Here is a 15,226-nt window from a genome sequence, read left to right on the forward strand (position 1 = left end):
CATGCAAGATCACACTGACCTGAAACAGTTGCTTTTCGGCCGCCTCGGCTGGGATGCAATTCCCTTGCACGAGCCGATCCTGATCGTCACCTTCGCGATGGTGGCGCTGGGCGGGCTCGCCGTCGCCGCCGGCGTTACGCGCTACCGGTTGTGGGGCCCGCTGTGGCGCGACTGGATTACCAGCATCGACCACAAGAAGATAGGCATCATGTACATGGTGCTCGGCCTCGTGATGCTGCTGCGCGGCTTTGCCGACGCGCTGATGATGCGCGCGCAGCAGGCGATCGCTTTCGGTGAGCACGCCGGCTACCTGCCGCCGCACCATTACGACCAGATCTTCACCGCGCACGGCGTGATCATGATCTTCTTCGTCGCGATGCCCTTCGTTACCGGCCTGATGAACTACGTCGTGCCGCTGCAGATCGGCGCGCGCGACGTCGCCTTCCCCTTCCTGAACAACTTCAGCTTCTGGATGACGACCTTCGGCGCCGCGCTGACGATGGTGTCGCTGTTCGTCGGCGAATACGCGAAGACCGGCTGGCTCGCCTATCCGCCGCTGTCGGGCATTCTCGCGAGTCCCGACGTCGGTGTCGATTACTACATCTGGTCGCTGCAGATAGCAGGCGTCGGCACGTTGCTGTCAGGGGTCAACCTGATCGCCACCATCGTGAAGATGCGCGCGCCCGGGATGACTCTGATGAAGATGCCGGTGTTCACCTGGACATCGCTGTGCACCAACGTGCTGATCGTGGTGACCTTCCCGGTGCTGACCGCGGTGCTCGCGATGCTGTCGATGGACCGCATGTTCGGCGCGCACTTCTTCACGAATGAGCTGGGCGGCAATTCCATGCTGTACGTGAACCTGATCTGGATCTGGGGCCACCCCGAGGTCTACATCCTGGTGCTGCCGGTGTTCGGCGTGTTCTCGGAAATCGTGTCGACCTTCTCCGGCAAGCGCCTGTTCGGCTACACCTCGATGGTGTACGCGACGGTGGTGATCACCATCCTGTCCTACCTGGTGTGGCTGCACCACTTCTTCACCATGGGCTCGGGTGCGAGCGTGAATTCCTTCTTCGGCATCACGACGATGATCATCTCGATCCCGACCGGCGCGAAGATCTTCAACTGGCTGTTCACGATGTACCGCGGCCGCATCCGCTTTGAAGTGCCGATGCTGTGGACCATCGGCTTCATGGTGACCTTCGTCATCGGCGGCATGACGGGCGTGCTGCTGGCGGTGCCGCCGGCCGACTTCGTGCTGCACAACAGCCTGTTCCTGATTGCGCACTTCCATAACGTGATCATCGGCGGCGTGGTGTTTGGCGTCTTCGCGGCGATCAACTACTGGTTCCCGAAAGCCTTCGGCTTCAAGCTCGATGCATTCTGGGGCAAGTGCTCGTTCTGGTTCTGGCTGGTGGGCTTCTACCTCGCCTTCATGCCGCTGTACGTGCTCGGCCTGATGGGCGTGACGCGCCGCATGAGCCACTTCGACGATCCTTCGCTGCAGATCTGGTTCCAGATCGCCGCGCTGGGTGCGGTGCTGATCGCCCTCGGCATTGGCTCCACGCTCGTCCAGTTCTATGTCAGCTTCAAGCGCCGCGAGGAACTGCGCGATGTCAGCGGCGACCCGTGGGATGGCCGCACGCTGGAGTGGTCGACCTCGTCGCCGCCGCCGGATTACAACTTCGCGTTCACGCCGCGCGTGTACGACAACGACACCTGGACCGACATGAAGCGCCGCAGCTATAGCCGTCCGCGCGAAGGCTTCATCGCGATCCACATGCCGAAGAACACGGCGGCCGGTTTCGTGATTTCCGCGCTGTCCGCAGTAACCGCCTTCGCCCTGATCTGGCAGATGTGGCTGGTGGCTGCCGTCGGCTTCGCCGCGACCGTCATCGCCACCATCGTCCATACCTTCAACTACAAGCGCGACTACTACATCCCGGCCAACGAAGTCGACCAGACCGAGAAAACGCGCACCCGCCTGCTGGAGGGCCACGCCCATGCTTGAGACGACCATTGATCCCCGCGCCATGGGCGCGACCGGCGGCGACATGCCCTTCCACGTGCGCGAGCACCATCCGGAAAACGGCACGCTGCTCGGTTTCTGGCTCTATCTGATGAGCGACTGCCTGATCTTCGCCTGCCTGTTCCTGGCGTACGCGGTGCTCGGCCGCAGCTATGCCGGCGGCCCCTCGGGCGCCGAGCTGTTCGACCTGCCGCTGGTGGCGCTGAACACCGGCTTCCTGCTGCTGTCGTCGATCACCTACGGCTTCGCGATGCTGGCCTCCCAGCAGAAAAAGCTCGGCTCGACGCTGCGCTGGCTGGCCGTCACCGGTCTGTTCGGCGCCGCGTTCATCGGCCTCGAACTGTACGAGTTCGCGCACCTGATCCACGAAGGTGCGGGCCCGCAGCGCAGCGCCTTCCTGACCTCGTTCTTCGCGCTGGTCGGCACGCACGGCCTGCACGTGTTCTTCGGCATCGTCTGGCTCGTGACCCTGCTGTTCCAGCTGAACCGCCACGGACTGATCCCGGAAAACCGCCGCCGCCTGATGTGCCTGTCGATGTTCTGGCACTTCCTGGACGTGATCTGGATCGGTGTCTTCACCTTTGTCTACCTGATGGGAGTCTTGCCGTGAGCGAGCATCACCATAACGCCGGGCATGGCCACGATGCCCACCATGACGACCATGCCGACCACGGCAGCCTGAAAAGCTATCTGATCGGCTTCCTGCTGTCTGTGATCCTGACCGCGATTCCGTTCTGGCTGGTGATGGACAACGTCATCGCCAGGCCGCAGGTTGCCGCCATGGTGCTGCTGGTCTTCGCCGCGATCCAGATCGTGGTGCACATGATCTACTTCCTGCACATGAACACGCGCTCGGAAGGCGGATGGTCGATGCTGGCGCTGATCTTCACCGTGGTGCTGGTGGTGATCGTGCTGAGCGGTTCGATCTGGGTGATGTACCACCTGAACCACAACATGATGCCGGGCATGAACCACGGCGCGCCGATGTGACCATAGGGACACTTGCCATGACCCCGGCCACCTCCGATGCGCCTGCGCCCCGACGCTCGCGCATCGCGTTGCTCGCGCTGGCCGCATGCGCGCTGCTGCTGTTTGCCGCCTTTGCCGCGCTCGGCACCTGGCAGCTGTTCCGCCTGCAATGGAAGCTCGACCTGATCGACCGCGTCGAGCATCGCGTGCATGCGCCGCCGGTGCCGGCGCCCGCTTCGAAGCAGTGGTCGCGGATAAATGCCACCGATGACGAGTACAAGCATGTGCAACTCGCCGGCACCTTCCTTCACGACCGCACCACACCGGTCCAGGCCACCACCGAACTCGGCTTCGGCTACTGGCTGCTGACGCCGCTCCGCGTCGAAGACGGCAGCCTCGTGCTCGTCAACCGCGGCTTCATTCCCGCCAACCGCCTGCGCGAAGCGCTGTCCCCGAAGCCGGACGAATCTGCTTCGATTACCGGGCTGCTCAGGATGACCGAACCCGGCGGCGTCTTCCCGCGCCGCAACGACCCGGCGGCCAACCGCTGGTATTCCCGTGATGTGCAGGGGATTGCCGCCAGCCGCGGCCTGTCCCGGGTCGCGCCGTATTTCGTCGATGCCGATGGCGCGGCGGAAAGCGCGGTCGCCCCAGGTCCGGTTGGCGGGCTGACAGTCGTCTCTTTCCACAATAATCACCTCGCCTACGCCCTGACTTGGTATGCTCTCGCATTGATGGTGGCTGGCGCCGCTTTCTGGGCGGTGCGCAAAGAAAGGCGCATGCATCCGCAAGCGGCAGCCTGAGCAACCGGCGGCAACCGGGACATGATGCATGGCGATCGAAAACGACACTGTTGAACAGCAGGACGGCATGAAGGAAGTCAATGCCGAGCGCGTCGGCTACGCCGCCGGGCACAAGAACATGCTGTACCTGATCCGGTTGCGCTGGATCGCGGTGGTCGGACAGATCACGACCATCACCGTGGTGTCGCTGGTCCTCGGCATCCATCTCCCGCTTCCGCAAATGATCGCGGTGCTGGCCTGCCTGATCGCCTTCAACATCGGCAGCCACCTGCGCTGGCACGAAAACGCCATCGTCACCAACCGCGAAATGTTCTTCGCGTTGCTGGTTGATGTCGCCACCCTGACCGCGCAATTGTATTTCAGCGGCGGCACGACGAATCCGTTCGCCTTCCTCTACCTGCTGCAGGTCATCCTTTCCGCCGTGCTTCTCGAAGCCTGGGCAACCTGGAGCATCGTGGCCATCTCCTGCCTCTGCCTCGCAGGCCTGTCGCTGTTTTCGCGGCCGCTGCAGATGATCGCCGAGCACAGGGAAACCTTCCCCACGCTATATGTGCAGGGCATGCTGATCTGCTTCCTGCTGGTCGCAGGCATCCTGGTCATCCTCATCATGCGCATCACCGGCAACCTGCGCACCCGGGACGAACAACTGGCGCGCCTGCGCCAGCGTGCGGTGGAAGAAGAGCATATCGTGCGCATGGGCTTGCTGGCGTCGGGCGCGGCGCACGAACTCGGCACGCCGATGGCGACGATGTCGGTGATCCTCGGCGACTGGCGGCGCATGCCGGAATTCGCCGGCAACGCGATGCTGCAGGAAGAGATCGCCGAGATGCAGGCGCAATTGCAGCGCTGCAAACGCATCGTCACCGGCATCCTGATGTCCGCCGGCGAAACGCGCGGCGAATCGTCGGCCAGGACCACGATCCGCACCTTTCTCAGCGACATGGCAAAGGAATGGCGCACCAGCCGGCCGGTGCTTGAATTCGTCTACGATGACCATATCGTGCAAGACATGCCGGTGGTGTTCGACTCGGCGCTCAAGCAAACCATCTTCAACCTGCTCGACAATGCGCTCGAAGCCTCGCCGCAGTGGATCAGGCTGGAGGCAGTCCGCGAAGACAGCACGCTGCGGCTGAGCGTGGCGGATGCCGGACCCGGATTCTCGCCGGCCATGCTGGCGAACTTCGGCAAGCCTTACAATTCAAGCAAGGGGCGGCCGGGCGGCGGCCTGGGATTGTTCCTGGTCGTCAATGTTGTGCGCACGCTCGGGGGCACCGCGGCGGCACGCAACCGCCCGGAAGGCGGCGCAATCGTCGAGATCACGCTGCCGCTGGCCGCCATCGCGCTGGAAGAGGAAAAGAACGATGTCACCTGACCGACTGCTGCTGATCGTGGAAGACGACGCCGCGTTCGCGCGGACGCTGGCGCGCTCGTTCGAGCGCCGCGGCTACAAGGTATTGTCTGCGTCCGGGCTCGAGGACGTTTCCGCCCTGCTCCAGCAGCACACGCCGACCCATGCAGTGGTCGACCTGAAGCTGGAGGGCAACGCCTCCGGTCTCGCTTGCGTGCAGGCGCTGCATCAACACGCTCCCGACATGCTGATCGTGGTGCTGACCGGCTTCGCCAGCATCAACACCGCAGTCGAAGCGATCAAGCTGGGCGCCTGCCAGTACCTGGCCAAACCCTCGAACACCGACGACATCGAAGCGGCCTTCGGCCATGTCGCCGGCACCACGGAGCTGGAACTCACCAACCGCTCGACTTCCATCAAGACGCTCGAATGGGAGCGCATCCATCAGACGCTGGCGGAGACCGGGTTCAATATTTCGGAGACGGCGCGGCGGCTAGGGATGCATCGCAGGACGCTGGCGCGGAAGCTGGAGAAGCAGCGGGTGAAGTAGCTGCAAAGACGCTACGCCCGCTTGAGATTACTCGTAAACGACGGCGACCCCAGGCACGCCACCGACAGCTGCCCTGCAGCATCCTGCAGCATCGCCGCCAGTTCCAGCATGCGCTGTTCAGTCAACCGGCTGGAAGGTCCGGCAATGCTCACCACGCCGATCGGCGCGTTGGTGGACGGATGACGGATCGGCGCTGCCATCGCCGACATGCCCGGCGAGGAGGATTCGATCACCATGCCGTAGCCGCGTTTGCGCGCGGCCTGCAGCGCCTTGAGTACCTGCGCCACGGTCTGCGGCGCATTCGGGCCGAACTCACCCTTCTTGCCGAAGCCCTGGCGCGAGAGGATTACCATCGCGTCTTCATCGCTGAGGCAGGACAGCCACGCATGGCCGCTGGCAGTGCAGAACAGTGCCGCTTCTTTCCCCATGTCCGGGTCATAGCGCAGGCCGGAACGCGCGCCCTGTGCCTTGGTAACGAAGATCAGCTTCTCGCCATCGATCACGCCGAGGCGGACCAGTTCGCCCGAGGCTACCGCCAGGCGGTCGAGGACGGGCTGGGCGACATCGACGACGCCGCTGGCCGACAGGTAGATCAATGCGATCGATGCCAGCTTCAGCGTCAGCTGGTATTCACCGTGATCGGCGTGCTGGCGGACGTAGCCCTGCTCGCTCAGCATCGCCAGCAGGCGGTGAGCGCCGCTGCGCGGGATGTTCAACCGGTCCGCGATTGCGTGCAGCGGAAGCGGGCCGCCGGTCATCGCGAGCAGTTCCATGATGGCGAGGCCGCGGTCGAGGTTACCGCTCATTTGCTTATCTCCGTGTCAATATCAAGGCAGCATGAGAACACGATTCCAATTTGGAATGCAACCTCACTTTTTGATCAACGTCCGAGCATAACCTGCAAGTGCCGGCCCATGCGCGCCGCATCGGGCTTCACGCCGGTGAACAATTCGAATCCGCGCGCCGCCTGCAGCACGACCATGTCGCCGCCGGTCGCATAACGGCAGCCCGCGCTCTTTGCGGCGAGGATCAATTCGGTCTCGAGCGGGAAATAGACGACGTCGGCTACCCACATCGCGGGACGCAGGTGCTGCAGCGGAACAGCCGAGCCCGGCACGCCCTGCATGCCGAGCGGGGTGGCATTGATCACGCCGTCCACGTTTGTCATGACCGCGGCGCCGTCCGTCACCGGCACGCATTCGCCCATGCCCAAGGCATTCAGGCGGGCGGCCAGGTCGGCGGCGCGGGCGGACTGTTCGTCGACGATGTACAGGCGCTTCGTGCCCATCTTGACCATCGCATAGGCAACCGCCGCACCTGCCCCGCCGGCGCCAAACAGCGCGACTTCGCTCAAGGGCACGCCGGGGCATTGCAGCTTGAGGCTTTCGGCAAAGCCGATCCAGTCGGTGTTGTGGCCGATTGCCTTGCCGTCCTTGAACACCACGGTGTTGACGGCCTGGATCACCTGCGCATCTTCCGACACGACATCGAGGAGCGGCATCACCGACAGCTTGTGGGGCACGGTGACGTTGCAGCCGGCATAGCCGAGCAGCTTCATCGCCTTCAGCACATCGGCCAGCGCGCCGCCATCCAGCCCGAGGTCGTTGAAATCGAGGAGCTGGTAACGGTATTGCAGGCCGAGCGCCCTGCCCTCTTCTTCGTGCAGCGCCGGCGACTTGGAGCCGCCGATTCCCGCGCCGATGAGGCCGACGATGATGCGTGCATTGGATGGTGTGGCCATGACGATTCCTATTGCTGGTTGATGCGGTTGAGCAGTGCGAGTGTCGCTTCCCGCGCGCGACGCGCGCGTTCGAAGGCATTGGCGGTTTTGGCCATTTCTTCCATCGGGATTTCGAGGCTGAGCGGAATGCCGTCCGGCATCGCGTTCAACAGCGCGGCCAGGTCCAATCCGCCCTCGCCGGGAATCTTGCGCTCGCAGCGCGCCTGGAACAGCAGTCCCGGCACATCCGTCGGCCGCTCGGCCGGCGCGTCGCAGAATTGCATGTAGCCGAACAGTTCCGGCGGCAGGGCCGCGATGTCTTCCACCGTGCTGCAGCTGCGGTCGAAATGGATGGGGTCGATGATAATGCCGCCGTTGGCACGGGCAGCCGCCTGCACGATACGGCCGGCCTGCTTGACATCCTTCGCGTCGGTCCACGGCATCGGTTCGATGCACGGCTTGAGGCCCAAAGGACGCGCAAGGTCGCACAGCGCGCCGAAGCTGTCGATCAGGCGAGCTTCGTCCGGATCGTTGCCCGCGACCAGCACATAAGTTGCCCCCAGGCGTGCGCCGGTTTCCAGCGCGGGCAGGTAGGTGTTCACGTCGGTGTCCGGTTTCAGGCGCAGGATCTCGATATCCAGCACCTTGATGCCGAGGTCCCGCAGACGCGCCTCCGTCTCGCGCACCAGTGGCGTATCGCCAACCACGTCGTGGCGCACTTCGGTGTCGGTGGCCGGCACCGGGCGAAGGCCGATATGCGTGTAGCCGGCCTGGGCCGCGCATTCAACCTGTTGCGGCGGAGTCAGCTCCAGCACGGTGAGGGCGGCAAGCGAGAGGGGACGGGTCGGAGCGGTCATGTCTGGTCAGTCTTGTTCAAGGGTGGCAAGGTACGATTGCCAATATCTTTGTAAGACGATTCTGTTATGGAATCCTATTCCAACTCTTGAATCGTTACAACGGGTTTGTGGGAAAAACCTGATCCGGATCGCCGGCGGCGCGGTGCGTATGTCAGCCCTTCCGCGGGCCGTCGATGGCGATCAATTCTTCGTCCTGGGCCTTGCGCATGGTCGCCATGCGCACCGCGTATTGTTCGAGACGTTTGTCTTCTTCCGTTTCCGGTTTCCACGGCGGGACGGGAACCGTGTCACCGCCGCCATCCACCGCGACAAAGACGATCAGGCAGCGCGTCGTCTTTTTCACTGCGCCCGTCATCGGGTCGGCGGCCGACACATCGATCGCGACATGCATGCTGGAGCGGCCGGTATGGATCAGCGTCGCTTTCACTTCGACGATCTGGCCGATGAAGATCGGTTTGTAAAACCGGATGCCGCCCACGAATACCGTGACGCAGTAATATCCGCTCCAGCCGACCGCGCAGGCATAGCCGGCCTGGTCGATCCATTTCATCACGGCGCCGCCGTGCACCTTGCCGCCAAAGTTGACGTCGGTGGGTTCGGCGAGGAATCGCAGTGTGATTTCGCGGCGGGGTCGGACGGGTTCCATTGGATTCATAAAAAATTTCGGGCGCATGCACGCCCGGGGATCACGAAAGCTTGCCTGGCGGATGCGCCAGGACGCATCCGCCTTCACACCATCAGAACTTGTGCCGCACACCCACCATCAGGCCGGCACGGTTGTCGTTGCCGAAGGTGTTGGCCCCGCCCAGGCCGGCATTGTTGTTCAGGGCGATCCAGCCGTCCTTCAGCTTGGTGTAGTCGACTTCGACGTATACGTCGGTGCGCTTGCTCAGGTAGTAGTCGAGCATGAGCGCCGAGGTATAACGCTTGCCGTCGCCGGAAGGGCGATCGAGCTTGTCGTAGTGCAGCGTGCCCAGCAATTGCAAGGCCGGGGTCAGCTGGTAGTTGAAGCTGCCGTAGTACACGTCGTTGCGGATATCGGCCACATCGAGCTTGCTGTTGGTATAGCCGAAGTAGACCTTGGCCGGTGCGAACTGGTAGGTGCCGCCCAGGCCCCACACGGTCTGCTTGCTCGCTTGCGCGGCGGACAGCGCATTGAAGAACGCGGTGGTCACGTTATTGGTGGTCTGGTACACCGCGCCCAGGTAAAGCGGACCATTGTTGTACGCCGCGCTCACTGCCTTGGCCGAGTTCGCCGACGTATTGCCCGCGACTTCGCCGAAGGTGTACGCGGCATTCACGGTCACGCCGCCGAAGCCCTTGGTGTACTTGATCATGTTGTCGTGGCGCAGGCCGGTGTAGTTGCCGCCCTGGTAACCGACGATCCCGTTGTTTGCCAATGCAAACGCTTCAAAGCTGGCAATCGCATCATGGCCGAGTGTGTACTGGCGGCCGAGCAGCACGCGGCCGAAATCGCTTTCCAGCCCGACGAAGCCCTGGCGGCCGAACAGGCGGCCCCCCTGCAGCATGCCGCCGGTATCCGGCGCAAAGCCGGATTCGAGGGTGACCAGCGCCTTCATGCCGCCGCCGAGGTCTTCCACGCCGCGCACGCCCCAGCGGCTGCCGGTCAGCACGCCGTCGGTCATCTGGAACCGGTTGTCGCCGGCAGCGTTTTCATTGGTGCTGTAGCGGATGGTGGTATCCACCAGGCCGTACAGGGTTACGTTGCTTTGAGCCTGCGCCGCGGCCGAGCACGCGGCGAATGCGGCCAATGCAATAAGTTTCTTCTTCATTCCAACTCCCTTGTTTTAGTTTGTTATTGCTTCTCTTGCATTCGAATGGAAAAGAAGCAGCCTCACCCCTGTACATCGACGCCCCGCGCATCCTGGGGAAGAAATCCGCGGAAAACTTCAATCCTTACGTGGCAAGGAAACCGCCATCGACCGGCATCACAACGCCGTTCACATAGGCCGCCATATCGGAAGCGAGGAACACGATGGGCCCCACGACCTCGTCCGCCCTGCCGCAGCGCGCCATCGGCACGCGATTCATGTACCAGGCGATCGCTTCGGGACGCGACCGCAGGTCTGCCGTCATTTCCGTTTCCATCACGCCCGGCGCAACGGCATTGACGCGGATACCGTGCGGTCCCATTTCACGCGCGAGCGTCTGCGTCAGCGACCGGATTGCCCCCTTCGACACCACGTAAGCCGCCGTGGACGACGTGCTCACATAGGAAGCGACGGATGCCAGGTTGATGATCGAACCGCGTGTTTCCTTCAGCGCAGGCACGAAGGCATGGGTCACGTTGAAGACGCCATGCAGGTTCACCGCCATCACGCGGTCCCAGGTCTCGGGCATTTGCGGATCGTCGAACTTGGTCCTTGCCGTCATCCCGGCGTTGTTGACGAGAATGTCGATCACGCCATGCGTGGCCTTCATGCTTTCCGCAAACGCAGCGCATGCCGCGCGGTCGGTGACGTCAAGGCAGGCACTCCACGCCTGGCCGCCATTTGCGATGATGCTTTCCGCCACGCGCGATGCACGACCGCCGTCGAGGTCCGCAACGATCACCCGGGCACCCTGCACCGCAAATCCTTCGGCGATGGCCGAGCCCAGCCCGCCACCACCGCCCGTCACCAGGGCCAATCTGTCTTTCAGCAGCACGTCTTTTCCCTTCCGCTGACACATCGTCAGGACGAGACAATCCCTGCCGGCAGGCATGGACTATCTGATTGGTTGATTGGCGCGCCAGGCCGCAGGACGGGCCCGGCGCATCGGGATCAGGCGGATTCCATCTTGCAGCCGATCTCGCCCTGGTTGCCAAAGAGCTTGTCGAGTTCGCTCGGGACCTTCGGCTCCTGCGCGATTGCATCGAGCCAGTCCCACTTGTCGGTGATCTTGTCCTTCACCTTGAACACCATGCAGCGACGCAGCATCTGGTGGTCCCATGAGCGGTAGTAGGCGGGCACCGCGCCGTCCTGGAGACGCGCCAGTTCGAGGCCGCCCACGATGTCGTTACCCTTGACCGACTTCGCCTGCTCGATGCCCGCCATCAGCGAGCGCATCGAGAACCAGCCCAGCCACACCTTGTCCGCCGGCGGCTTGCCATGCTTGGCGATGTAATCCTTGACGAAAGCCTTGTCCGCCGCCGGGTTGTCAGACGACGAGAAGTGCCACGGCTTGCCGTAGTAACCGGTCGCGACTTCAGGCGTCAGGTCCCACAGGTCGGAGTCGCCGATGATCGGGCAGGCGACCGGGATGCGGCCCTTCATGCCCATCTCGTTGTATTGCTTGAGGAAGTTCGACAGATCGCCGCCCGGCAGGCCGAGCACGACGACGTCCGGCTTCGCCTGGCGGATCTTCAGGATGAAGGAGCTGAAATCGGTGGTGCCGAGCGGCGTCGCATCGTTGCCGACTTCAGTGCCGCCCGCTTCGTTGAGCATCGCCTTCATCGATGCATACACATCCTGGCCGTATGCATAGTTGGCGCACATGAAGTACCACTTCTTGCCCACGCCCAGCAGCGACGGCGCAAGCGCGCGTGCAGCCACCGGCGTGGTGGTCAGCACGCGGAAGGTATAGGGATTGCATTCCTTGCCGGTGATGTCGCGGCTTGCGGCATTCGGCGCGATGTACGGGACCTTCGAGCGGCGTGCGACGGATGCCATCGCCAGCGATGTTGCACTGTTGGTGCCGCCGATCACGGCCACCACCTTGTCGGAGTCGATCAGCTTCTGCATGTTCTGCTGTGCCGACTGCGGGTTCGGCTCGTCGTACCACACCAGCTCGACCTTCTTGCCGAGGATGGTGCCGCCCGCCTGGTCGAGCGCCATCTTGATGCCCGTTGCAAGATGCTCGCCCTGCGCGGTCCAGACGCCCTGCTTGGCGAATACGAGGCCGATCTTGGTCGTCTGCGAGGTCTGTGCGCGCAGGATGGCGGGTGCGCCGAGCGCGAGGGTGCCGCCGACGGCTGCCTTGCCGGCGAGCGCGAGGACATCGCGGCGGGAGAAGTGCTTCTTGCTGGATTCGTCGTTCATGGTGTGGTCTCCGTAATATCGGTTTTTACTGCGATCGATCCGAGTTGTGTGCAACTTGCGAGCAGATAGTAGCCGATGGTTTTCTGGCGTAGGTTTCGCAAAATTCATGGGGTCATGAGTTATCGGAAAACATCCGGATTTGGAATCGTGTTCAACTCCTGAATACCGAAAAAGAACAAAAAAATGCCAATTCCGGATAGAGGAAGACACATGTCAAAAATGAACGTGGCAGTCATCGGCGCAGGCGCCATCGGCCGCACGCATATCGATCTCGCGCTGCGCCACGACGCCGTACAGCTGGCAGCCATTGCCGATCCCACCGACGCCGCTCGCGAACTTGCGCAGACGCGCGGCGTGCGCTGGTTTCCCGATTACCGCGAAATGCTGGACACCGTGCGGCCGCAGGCGGCGATCGTCGCGACCCCGAACGCGACCCATGTTTCCGTCGGCGTCGATTGCATGGAACGCGGCGTGCCCGTGCTCGTCGAGAAGCCCATCGCCGACACCGTGGAAGAAGCACAGCATTTGTGCGACGCAGCGGAGCGCAGCGGCCTGCCCCTGCTGGTCGGCCACCACCGCCGCCACAATCCCATCATCCGCAAGGCGCGCGAAATCATCGCCAGCGGCCGCCTCGGAATGCCGGTCAGCGCCAACGTGATGGCGACCTGGCTGAAGCCGGATTCCTACTTCGACGTCGAATGGCGCCGCAAACCGGGTGGTGGCCCGATCCTGATCAACCTGATCCATGAAATCGACCTGCTGCGCGTGCTGCTGGGCGAAATCGACAGCCTGCAAGCGATGCGCTCGAGCGCGGCGCGCGGTTTTGAAGTCGAAGATACGGCCGCAATCATGCTGCGCTTTCGCAATGGCGCGCTGGCCACGATCACGCTGTCCGATGCGACCGTTGCGCCGTGGATCTGGGACCTGGCCAGCGGCGAGTCCACGCATTATTGCCGGCAGCACGTGAATTCGCATTTCCTGTGCGGGACGGACGCCTCACTGACGCTCCCTTCGCTGGATATCTGGAGCTACCGCGACAGGCGCGGCTGGCAGGATCCGCTGACGCTGGAGCGCACCACCCCGCATGAAGGCAATCCCTACGTCGAACAGCTGCGCCACCTGCGCGCCGTGGTCGAATGCAAGGAGCCGCCGGTCTGCTCGGGCATCGATGCGATGCGCACGCTGGAAGCGACGCTCGCGGTGCACGCGTCCGCCGATTCCGGCAAGCGGGTAATGCTGCACATATAGAATTTTTCACCACCTGGGACGTAACATGAAACCCGTCTTTTCTCTCGCCCAACTGACCGCACTGGACGTGCCGCCGCCGGACATGGTGTCGCTCGCGCACCGCACCGGTTATGACTATGCCGGCGTGCGCCTGTTGCCGGCTGCGCCCGGCGGCGCGGCCTATCCGCTGATGAACGATCCCGCCATGCTGCGCGAAACGATCGCGCGCATGGAAGACACCGGCACCCGCATTTTCGACCTGGAAATGATTCGCGTCGGCGAAGGTTTCAAGGCGGAGGCATTCCTGCCCTTCCTCGAAACCGGTGCAAAACTCGGTGCGAAGGCGATGCTGGTCGCGGGAGATGACGCCAATGAAGAGCGCATGACCGAATCCTATGCGTCGCTGTGCGACCTCGCATGGAAGTACGGCATTACGTCCGACCTGGAATTCATGCCGTGGACCGCGGTGAAGGACCTCGCCAGCGCGCTGCGTATTGTGCGCGGCGCCAACCGCCCGGGCTGCGGGATCCTGGTCGACGTGCTCCACTTCGCGCGCTCCGGCAGCAAGCTGGAAGATCTCGACGGCATCCCGCGCGAATGGCTGCACTACGCGCAAATGTGCGACGGCCCGGCCAAGGGCCCGGATACCGTGCAGGGCCTGATCGACGCCGCGCGCGGCGACCGCTTGCTGCCGGGCGAAGGCGAACTGGACATCGCGGCCATCTTCAGCCGCCTCCCCGCCGACCTGCCGATCAGCATGGAAATCCCGAGCGACCGCCGCTATCCGGTTCTCGGCGCCGACCGCTGGGCCGCCGACGTGCTGGCAGCCGGCCAGGCCACGGCGAGGACCTTCCGATGAGCGCGGCCGGCAACACAACGCGCGTGCTCGTCACCGGCGCGACCGGCGGCATCGGCCGCGCGACCTGCGTGGAACTCATCCGGCAAGCAAAATCCGAAGGGAAAGCCGTTTCCATCGCCGCCGTCGCATCGCGCAGCGGCGCAGCGCTGGAAGCGCTGACAGCGGAACTGAATTCGCTCGGCGCCCGTGCAATCGGCCTGCATGCGAATCTCGCCGATGCCGCATCCTGCGTGCAACTGATCGATGATGCGACCGCCTTCTGCGGCGGCCTGGACGCACTGGTATCAAACGCCGGCATCACGCGCCCCGCCCCTCTTGCCGACCAGACCGTTGAAGACTGGGACACCGTCTTTTCGGTAAATACCCGCGCAACCTGGCTGCTGGCACGCGCGGCACGCAAGGCCCTGGCCGAGAGCCGCGGCGCCATCGTCGCCGTCGCATCGATGTCCGGCATGTACCCGCATCCCGGCTATGGCGCGTATTCGGCATCCAAGGCAGCGCTGCTCATGCTGTGCCGCCAGCTTGCACAGGAATGGGCGGCTGACGGAATCCGGGTCAACACGGTGTCGCCAGGCATGATCCGCACGCCGCTGACCGAGCGCGTGTACCAGAACGAAGAAGTGGCCGCGCGGCGTGAAGCAATGGTTCCGCTCGGACGCATCGGCCGTCCGGAAGACATCGCGCGCGCCGTCGCCTATCTGCTGGGTGACCATGCCGCCTACGTCACGGGTGAAAACCTGCGCGTGGACGGCGGGCTTTGCGACCGCTTCCTCGGCACGATTCCGGGAGTGGCGCGCGCCTGACCATGTATCCTTGCCGGAGCC

Annotated in this window: 16 protein-coding genes; 9 read left to right on the forward strand and 7 right to left on the reverse strand. The window is 63.6% G+C overall.

Annotated elements, in window-relative coordinates:
* Window position 1 precedes the first annotated feature (1 nt).
* From cyoB to AYR66_RS03920, 6 genes are read left to right on the forward strand one after another with little or no spacing between them, the layout of a single operon-like run.
* Window positions 2-2,011: a cytochrome o ubiquinol oxidase subunit I gene (gene cyoB, locus AYR66_RS03895; protein WP_088706439.1), complete on the forward strand. Its 2,010-nt coding sequence runs from the start codon at window positions 2-4 to the stop codon at window positions 2,009-2,011.
* A 22-nt stretch (window positions 2,012-2,033) separates the two neighbouring features.
* Entirely contained in the window at window positions 2,034-2,639 is a 606-nt protein-coding gene (cyoC, locus tag AYR66_RS03900; protein WP_234815006.1) for a cytochrome o ubiquinol oxidase subunit III, read from the forward strand.
* The gene (gene cyoD / locus AYR66_RS03905) at window positions 2,636-3,019 is read left to right on the forward strand and encodes a cytochrome o ubiquinol oxidase subunit IV (protein WP_088706441.1); all 384 of its coding nucleotides are present in this window, start codon (window positions 2,636-2,638) and stop codon (window positions 3,017-3,019) included. The genes cyoC and cyoD overlap by 4 nt, the downstream gene beginning before the upstream one ends.
* 17 nt (window positions 3,020-3,036) lie before the next feature.
* On the forward strand, window positions 3,037-3,801 hold the full coding sequence (locus AYR66_RS03910) for an SURF1 family protein (RefSeq protein ID WP_088706442.1): 765 nt from the start codon (window positions 3,037-3,039) through the stop codon (window positions 3,799-3,801).
* A 28-nt stretch (window positions 3,802-3,829) separates the two neighbouring features.
* The gene (locus tag AYR66_RS03915) at window positions 3,830-5,173 is read left to right on the forward strand and encodes an ATP-binding protein (RefSeq protein ID WP_088706443.1); all 1,344 of its coding nucleotides are present in this window, start codon (window positions 3,830-3,832) and stop codon (window positions 5,171-5,173) included.
* Window positions 5,163-5,699: a response regulator transcription factor gene (locus tag AYR66_RS03920; RefSeq protein ID WP_088706444.1), complete on the forward strand. Its 537-nt coding sequence runs from the start codon at window positions 5,163-5,165 to the stop codon at window positions 5,697-5,699. Before AYR66_RS03915 ends, AYR66_RS03920 begins: the two co-directional genes overlap by 11 nt.
* Before the next feature lie 11 nt (window positions 5,700-5,710).
* Here the strand turns inward: AYR66_RS03920 and AYR66_RS03925 are convergent, their stop codons facing one another.
* From AYR66_RS03925 to AYR66_RS03955, 7 genes are all read right to left on the reverse strand, one after another.
* Window positions 5,711-6,505 carry an IclR family transcriptional regulator gene (locus AYR66_RS03925; protein ID WP_088706445.1) on the reverse strand — a complete coding sequence of 265 codons (795 nt, stop codon included), beginning with the start codon at window positions 6,503-6,505 and terminating at the stop codon, window positions 5,711-5,713.
* A 74-nt stretch (window positions 6,506-6,579) separates the two neighbouring features.
* Window positions 6,580-7,440 carry a shikimate dehydrogenase gene (locus AYR66_RS03930; RefSeq protein WP_088706446.1) on the reverse strand — a complete coding sequence of 287 codons (861 nt, stop codon included), beginning with the start codon at window positions 7,438-7,440 and terminating at the stop codon, window positions 6,580-6,582.
* A gap of 8 nt (window positions 7,441-7,448) precedes the next feature.
* Entirely contained in the window at window positions 7,449-8,276 is an 828-nt protein-coding gene (locus AYR66_RS03935) for a sugar phosphate isomerase/epimerase family protein (RefSeq protein ID WP_088706447.1), read from the reverse strand.
* A 151-nt stretch (window positions 8,277-8,427) separates the two neighbouring features.
* The gene (locus AYR66_RS03940) at window positions 8,428-8,931 is read right to left on the reverse strand and encodes an acyl-CoA thioesterase (RefSeq protein WP_206047045.1); all 504 of its coding nucleotides are present in this window, start codon (window positions 8,929-8,931) and stop codon (window positions 8,428-8,430) included.
* Window positions 8,932-9,013: 82 nt separating this feature from the next.
* Window positions 9,014-10,069, reverse strand: a complete 1,056-nt coding sequence (locus AYR66_RS03945) for a porin (protein WP_088706449.1) — start codon at window positions 10,067-10,069, stop codon at window positions 9,014-9,016.
* Window positions 10,070-10,193: 124 nt separating this feature from the next.
* Window positions 10,194-10,943: an SDR family NAD(P)-dependent oxidoreductase gene (locus AYR66_RS03950; RefSeq protein WP_234814730.1), complete on the reverse strand. Its 750-nt coding sequence runs from the start codon at window positions 10,941-10,943 to the stop codon at window positions 10,194-10,196.
* A gap of 116 nt (window positions 10,944-11,059) precedes the next feature.
* The gene (locus AYR66_RS03955) at window positions 11,060-12,316 is read right to left on the reverse strand and encodes an ABC transporter substrate-binding protein (protein ID WP_088706451.1); all 1,257 of its coding nucleotides are present in this window, start codon (window positions 12,314-12,316) and stop codon (window positions 11,060-11,062) included.
* Between the two features lie 210 nt (window positions 12,317-12,526).
* On the opposite strand from AYR66_RS03955, the gene AYR66_RS03960 reads away from it, so the two are divergent.
* The 3 genes from AYR66_RS03960 to AYR66_RS03970 are packed head-to-tail and all read left to right on the forward strand — an operon-like array spanning window position 12,527 to window position 15,205.
* Entirely contained in the window at window positions 12,527-13,564 is a 1,038-nt protein-coding gene (locus AYR66_RS03960) for a Gfo/Idh/MocA family protein (protein WP_088706452.1), read from the forward strand.
* A 25-nt stretch (window positions 13,565-13,589) separates the two neighbouring features.
* On the forward strand, window positions 13,590-14,402 hold the full coding sequence (locus tag AYR66_RS03965) for a sugar phosphate isomerase/epimerase family protein (RefSeq protein WP_088706453.1): 813 nt from the start codon (window positions 13,590-13,592) through the stop codon (window positions 14,400-14,402).
* Window positions 14,399-15,205 carry an SDR family NAD(P)-dependent oxidoreductase gene (locus tag AYR66_RS03970; protein WP_088706454.1) on the forward strand — a complete coding sequence of 269 codons (807 nt, stop codon included), beginning with the start codon at window positions 14,399-14,401 and terminating at the stop codon, window positions 15,203-15,205. The genes AYR66_RS03965 and AYR66_RS03970 overlap by 4 nt, the downstream gene beginning before the upstream one ends.
* The last annotated feature ends 21 nt before the right edge of the window (window positions 15,206-15,226 follow it).

It is taken from the genome of Noviherbaspirillum denitrificans, assembly GCF_002211445.1.
Lineage (GTDB): Bacteria > Pseudomonadota > Gammaproteobacteria > Burkholderiales > Burkholderiaceae_D > Noviherbaspirillum > Noviherbaspirillum denitrificans.

Coding starts and splice junctions, on each gene's coding strand:
- AYR66_RS03920 (WP_088706444.1), top strand. CDS start 5,163: ATGTCACCTGACCGACTGCTGCTGATCGTGGAAGACGACGCCGCGTTC.
- AYR66_RS03935 (WP_088706447.1), bottom strand. CDS start 8,276: ATGACCGCTCCGACCCGTCCCCTCTCGCTTGCCGCCCTCACCGTGCTG.
- AYR66_RS03965 (WP_088706453.1), top strand. CDS start 13,590: ATGAAACCCGTCTTTTCTCTCGCCCAACTGACCGCACTGGACGTGCCG.
- cyoC (WP_234815006.1), top strand. CDS start 2,034: ATGGGCGCGACCGGCGGCGACATGCCCTTCCACGTGCGCGAGCACCAT.
- AYR66_RS03970 (WP_088706454.1), top strand. CDS start 14,399: ATGAGCGCGGCCGGCAACACAACGCGCGTGCTCGTCACCGGCGCGACC.
- AYR66_RS03930 (WP_088706446.1), bottom strand. CDS start 7,440: ATGGCCACACCATCCAATGCACGCATCATCGTCGGCCTCATCGGCGCG.
- AYR66_RS03960 (WP_088706452.1), top strand. CDS start 12,527: ATGTCAAAAATGAACGTGGCAGTCATCGGCGCAGGCGCCATCGGCCGC.
- AYR66_RS03925 (WP_088706445.1), bottom strand. CDS start 6,505: ATGAGCGGTAACCTCGACCGCGGCCTCGCCATCATGGAACTGCTCGCG.
- AYR66_RS03955 (WP_088706451.1), bottom strand. CDS start 12,316: ATGAACGACGAATCCAGCAAGAAGCACTTCTCCCGCCGCGATGTCCTC.
- AYR66_RS03945 (WP_088706449.1), bottom strand. CDS start 10,069: ATGAAGAAGAAACTTATTGCATTGGCCGCATTCGCCGCGTGCTCGGCC.
- AYR66_RS03915 (WP_088706443.1), top strand. CDS start 3,830: ATGGCGATCGAAAACGACACTGTTGAACAGCAGGACGGCATGAAGGAA.
- AYR66_RS03940 (WP_206047045.1), bottom strand. CDS start 8,931: ATGAATCCAATGGAACCCGTCCGACCCCGCCGCGAAATCACACTGCGA.
- cyoB (WP_088706439.1), top strand. CDS start 2: ATGCAAGATCACACTGACCTGAAACAGTTGCTTTTCGGCCGCCTCGGC.
- AYR66_RS03910 (WP_088706442.1), top strand. CDS start 3,037: ATGACCCCGGCCACCTCCGATGCGCCTGCGCCCCGACGCTCGCGCATC.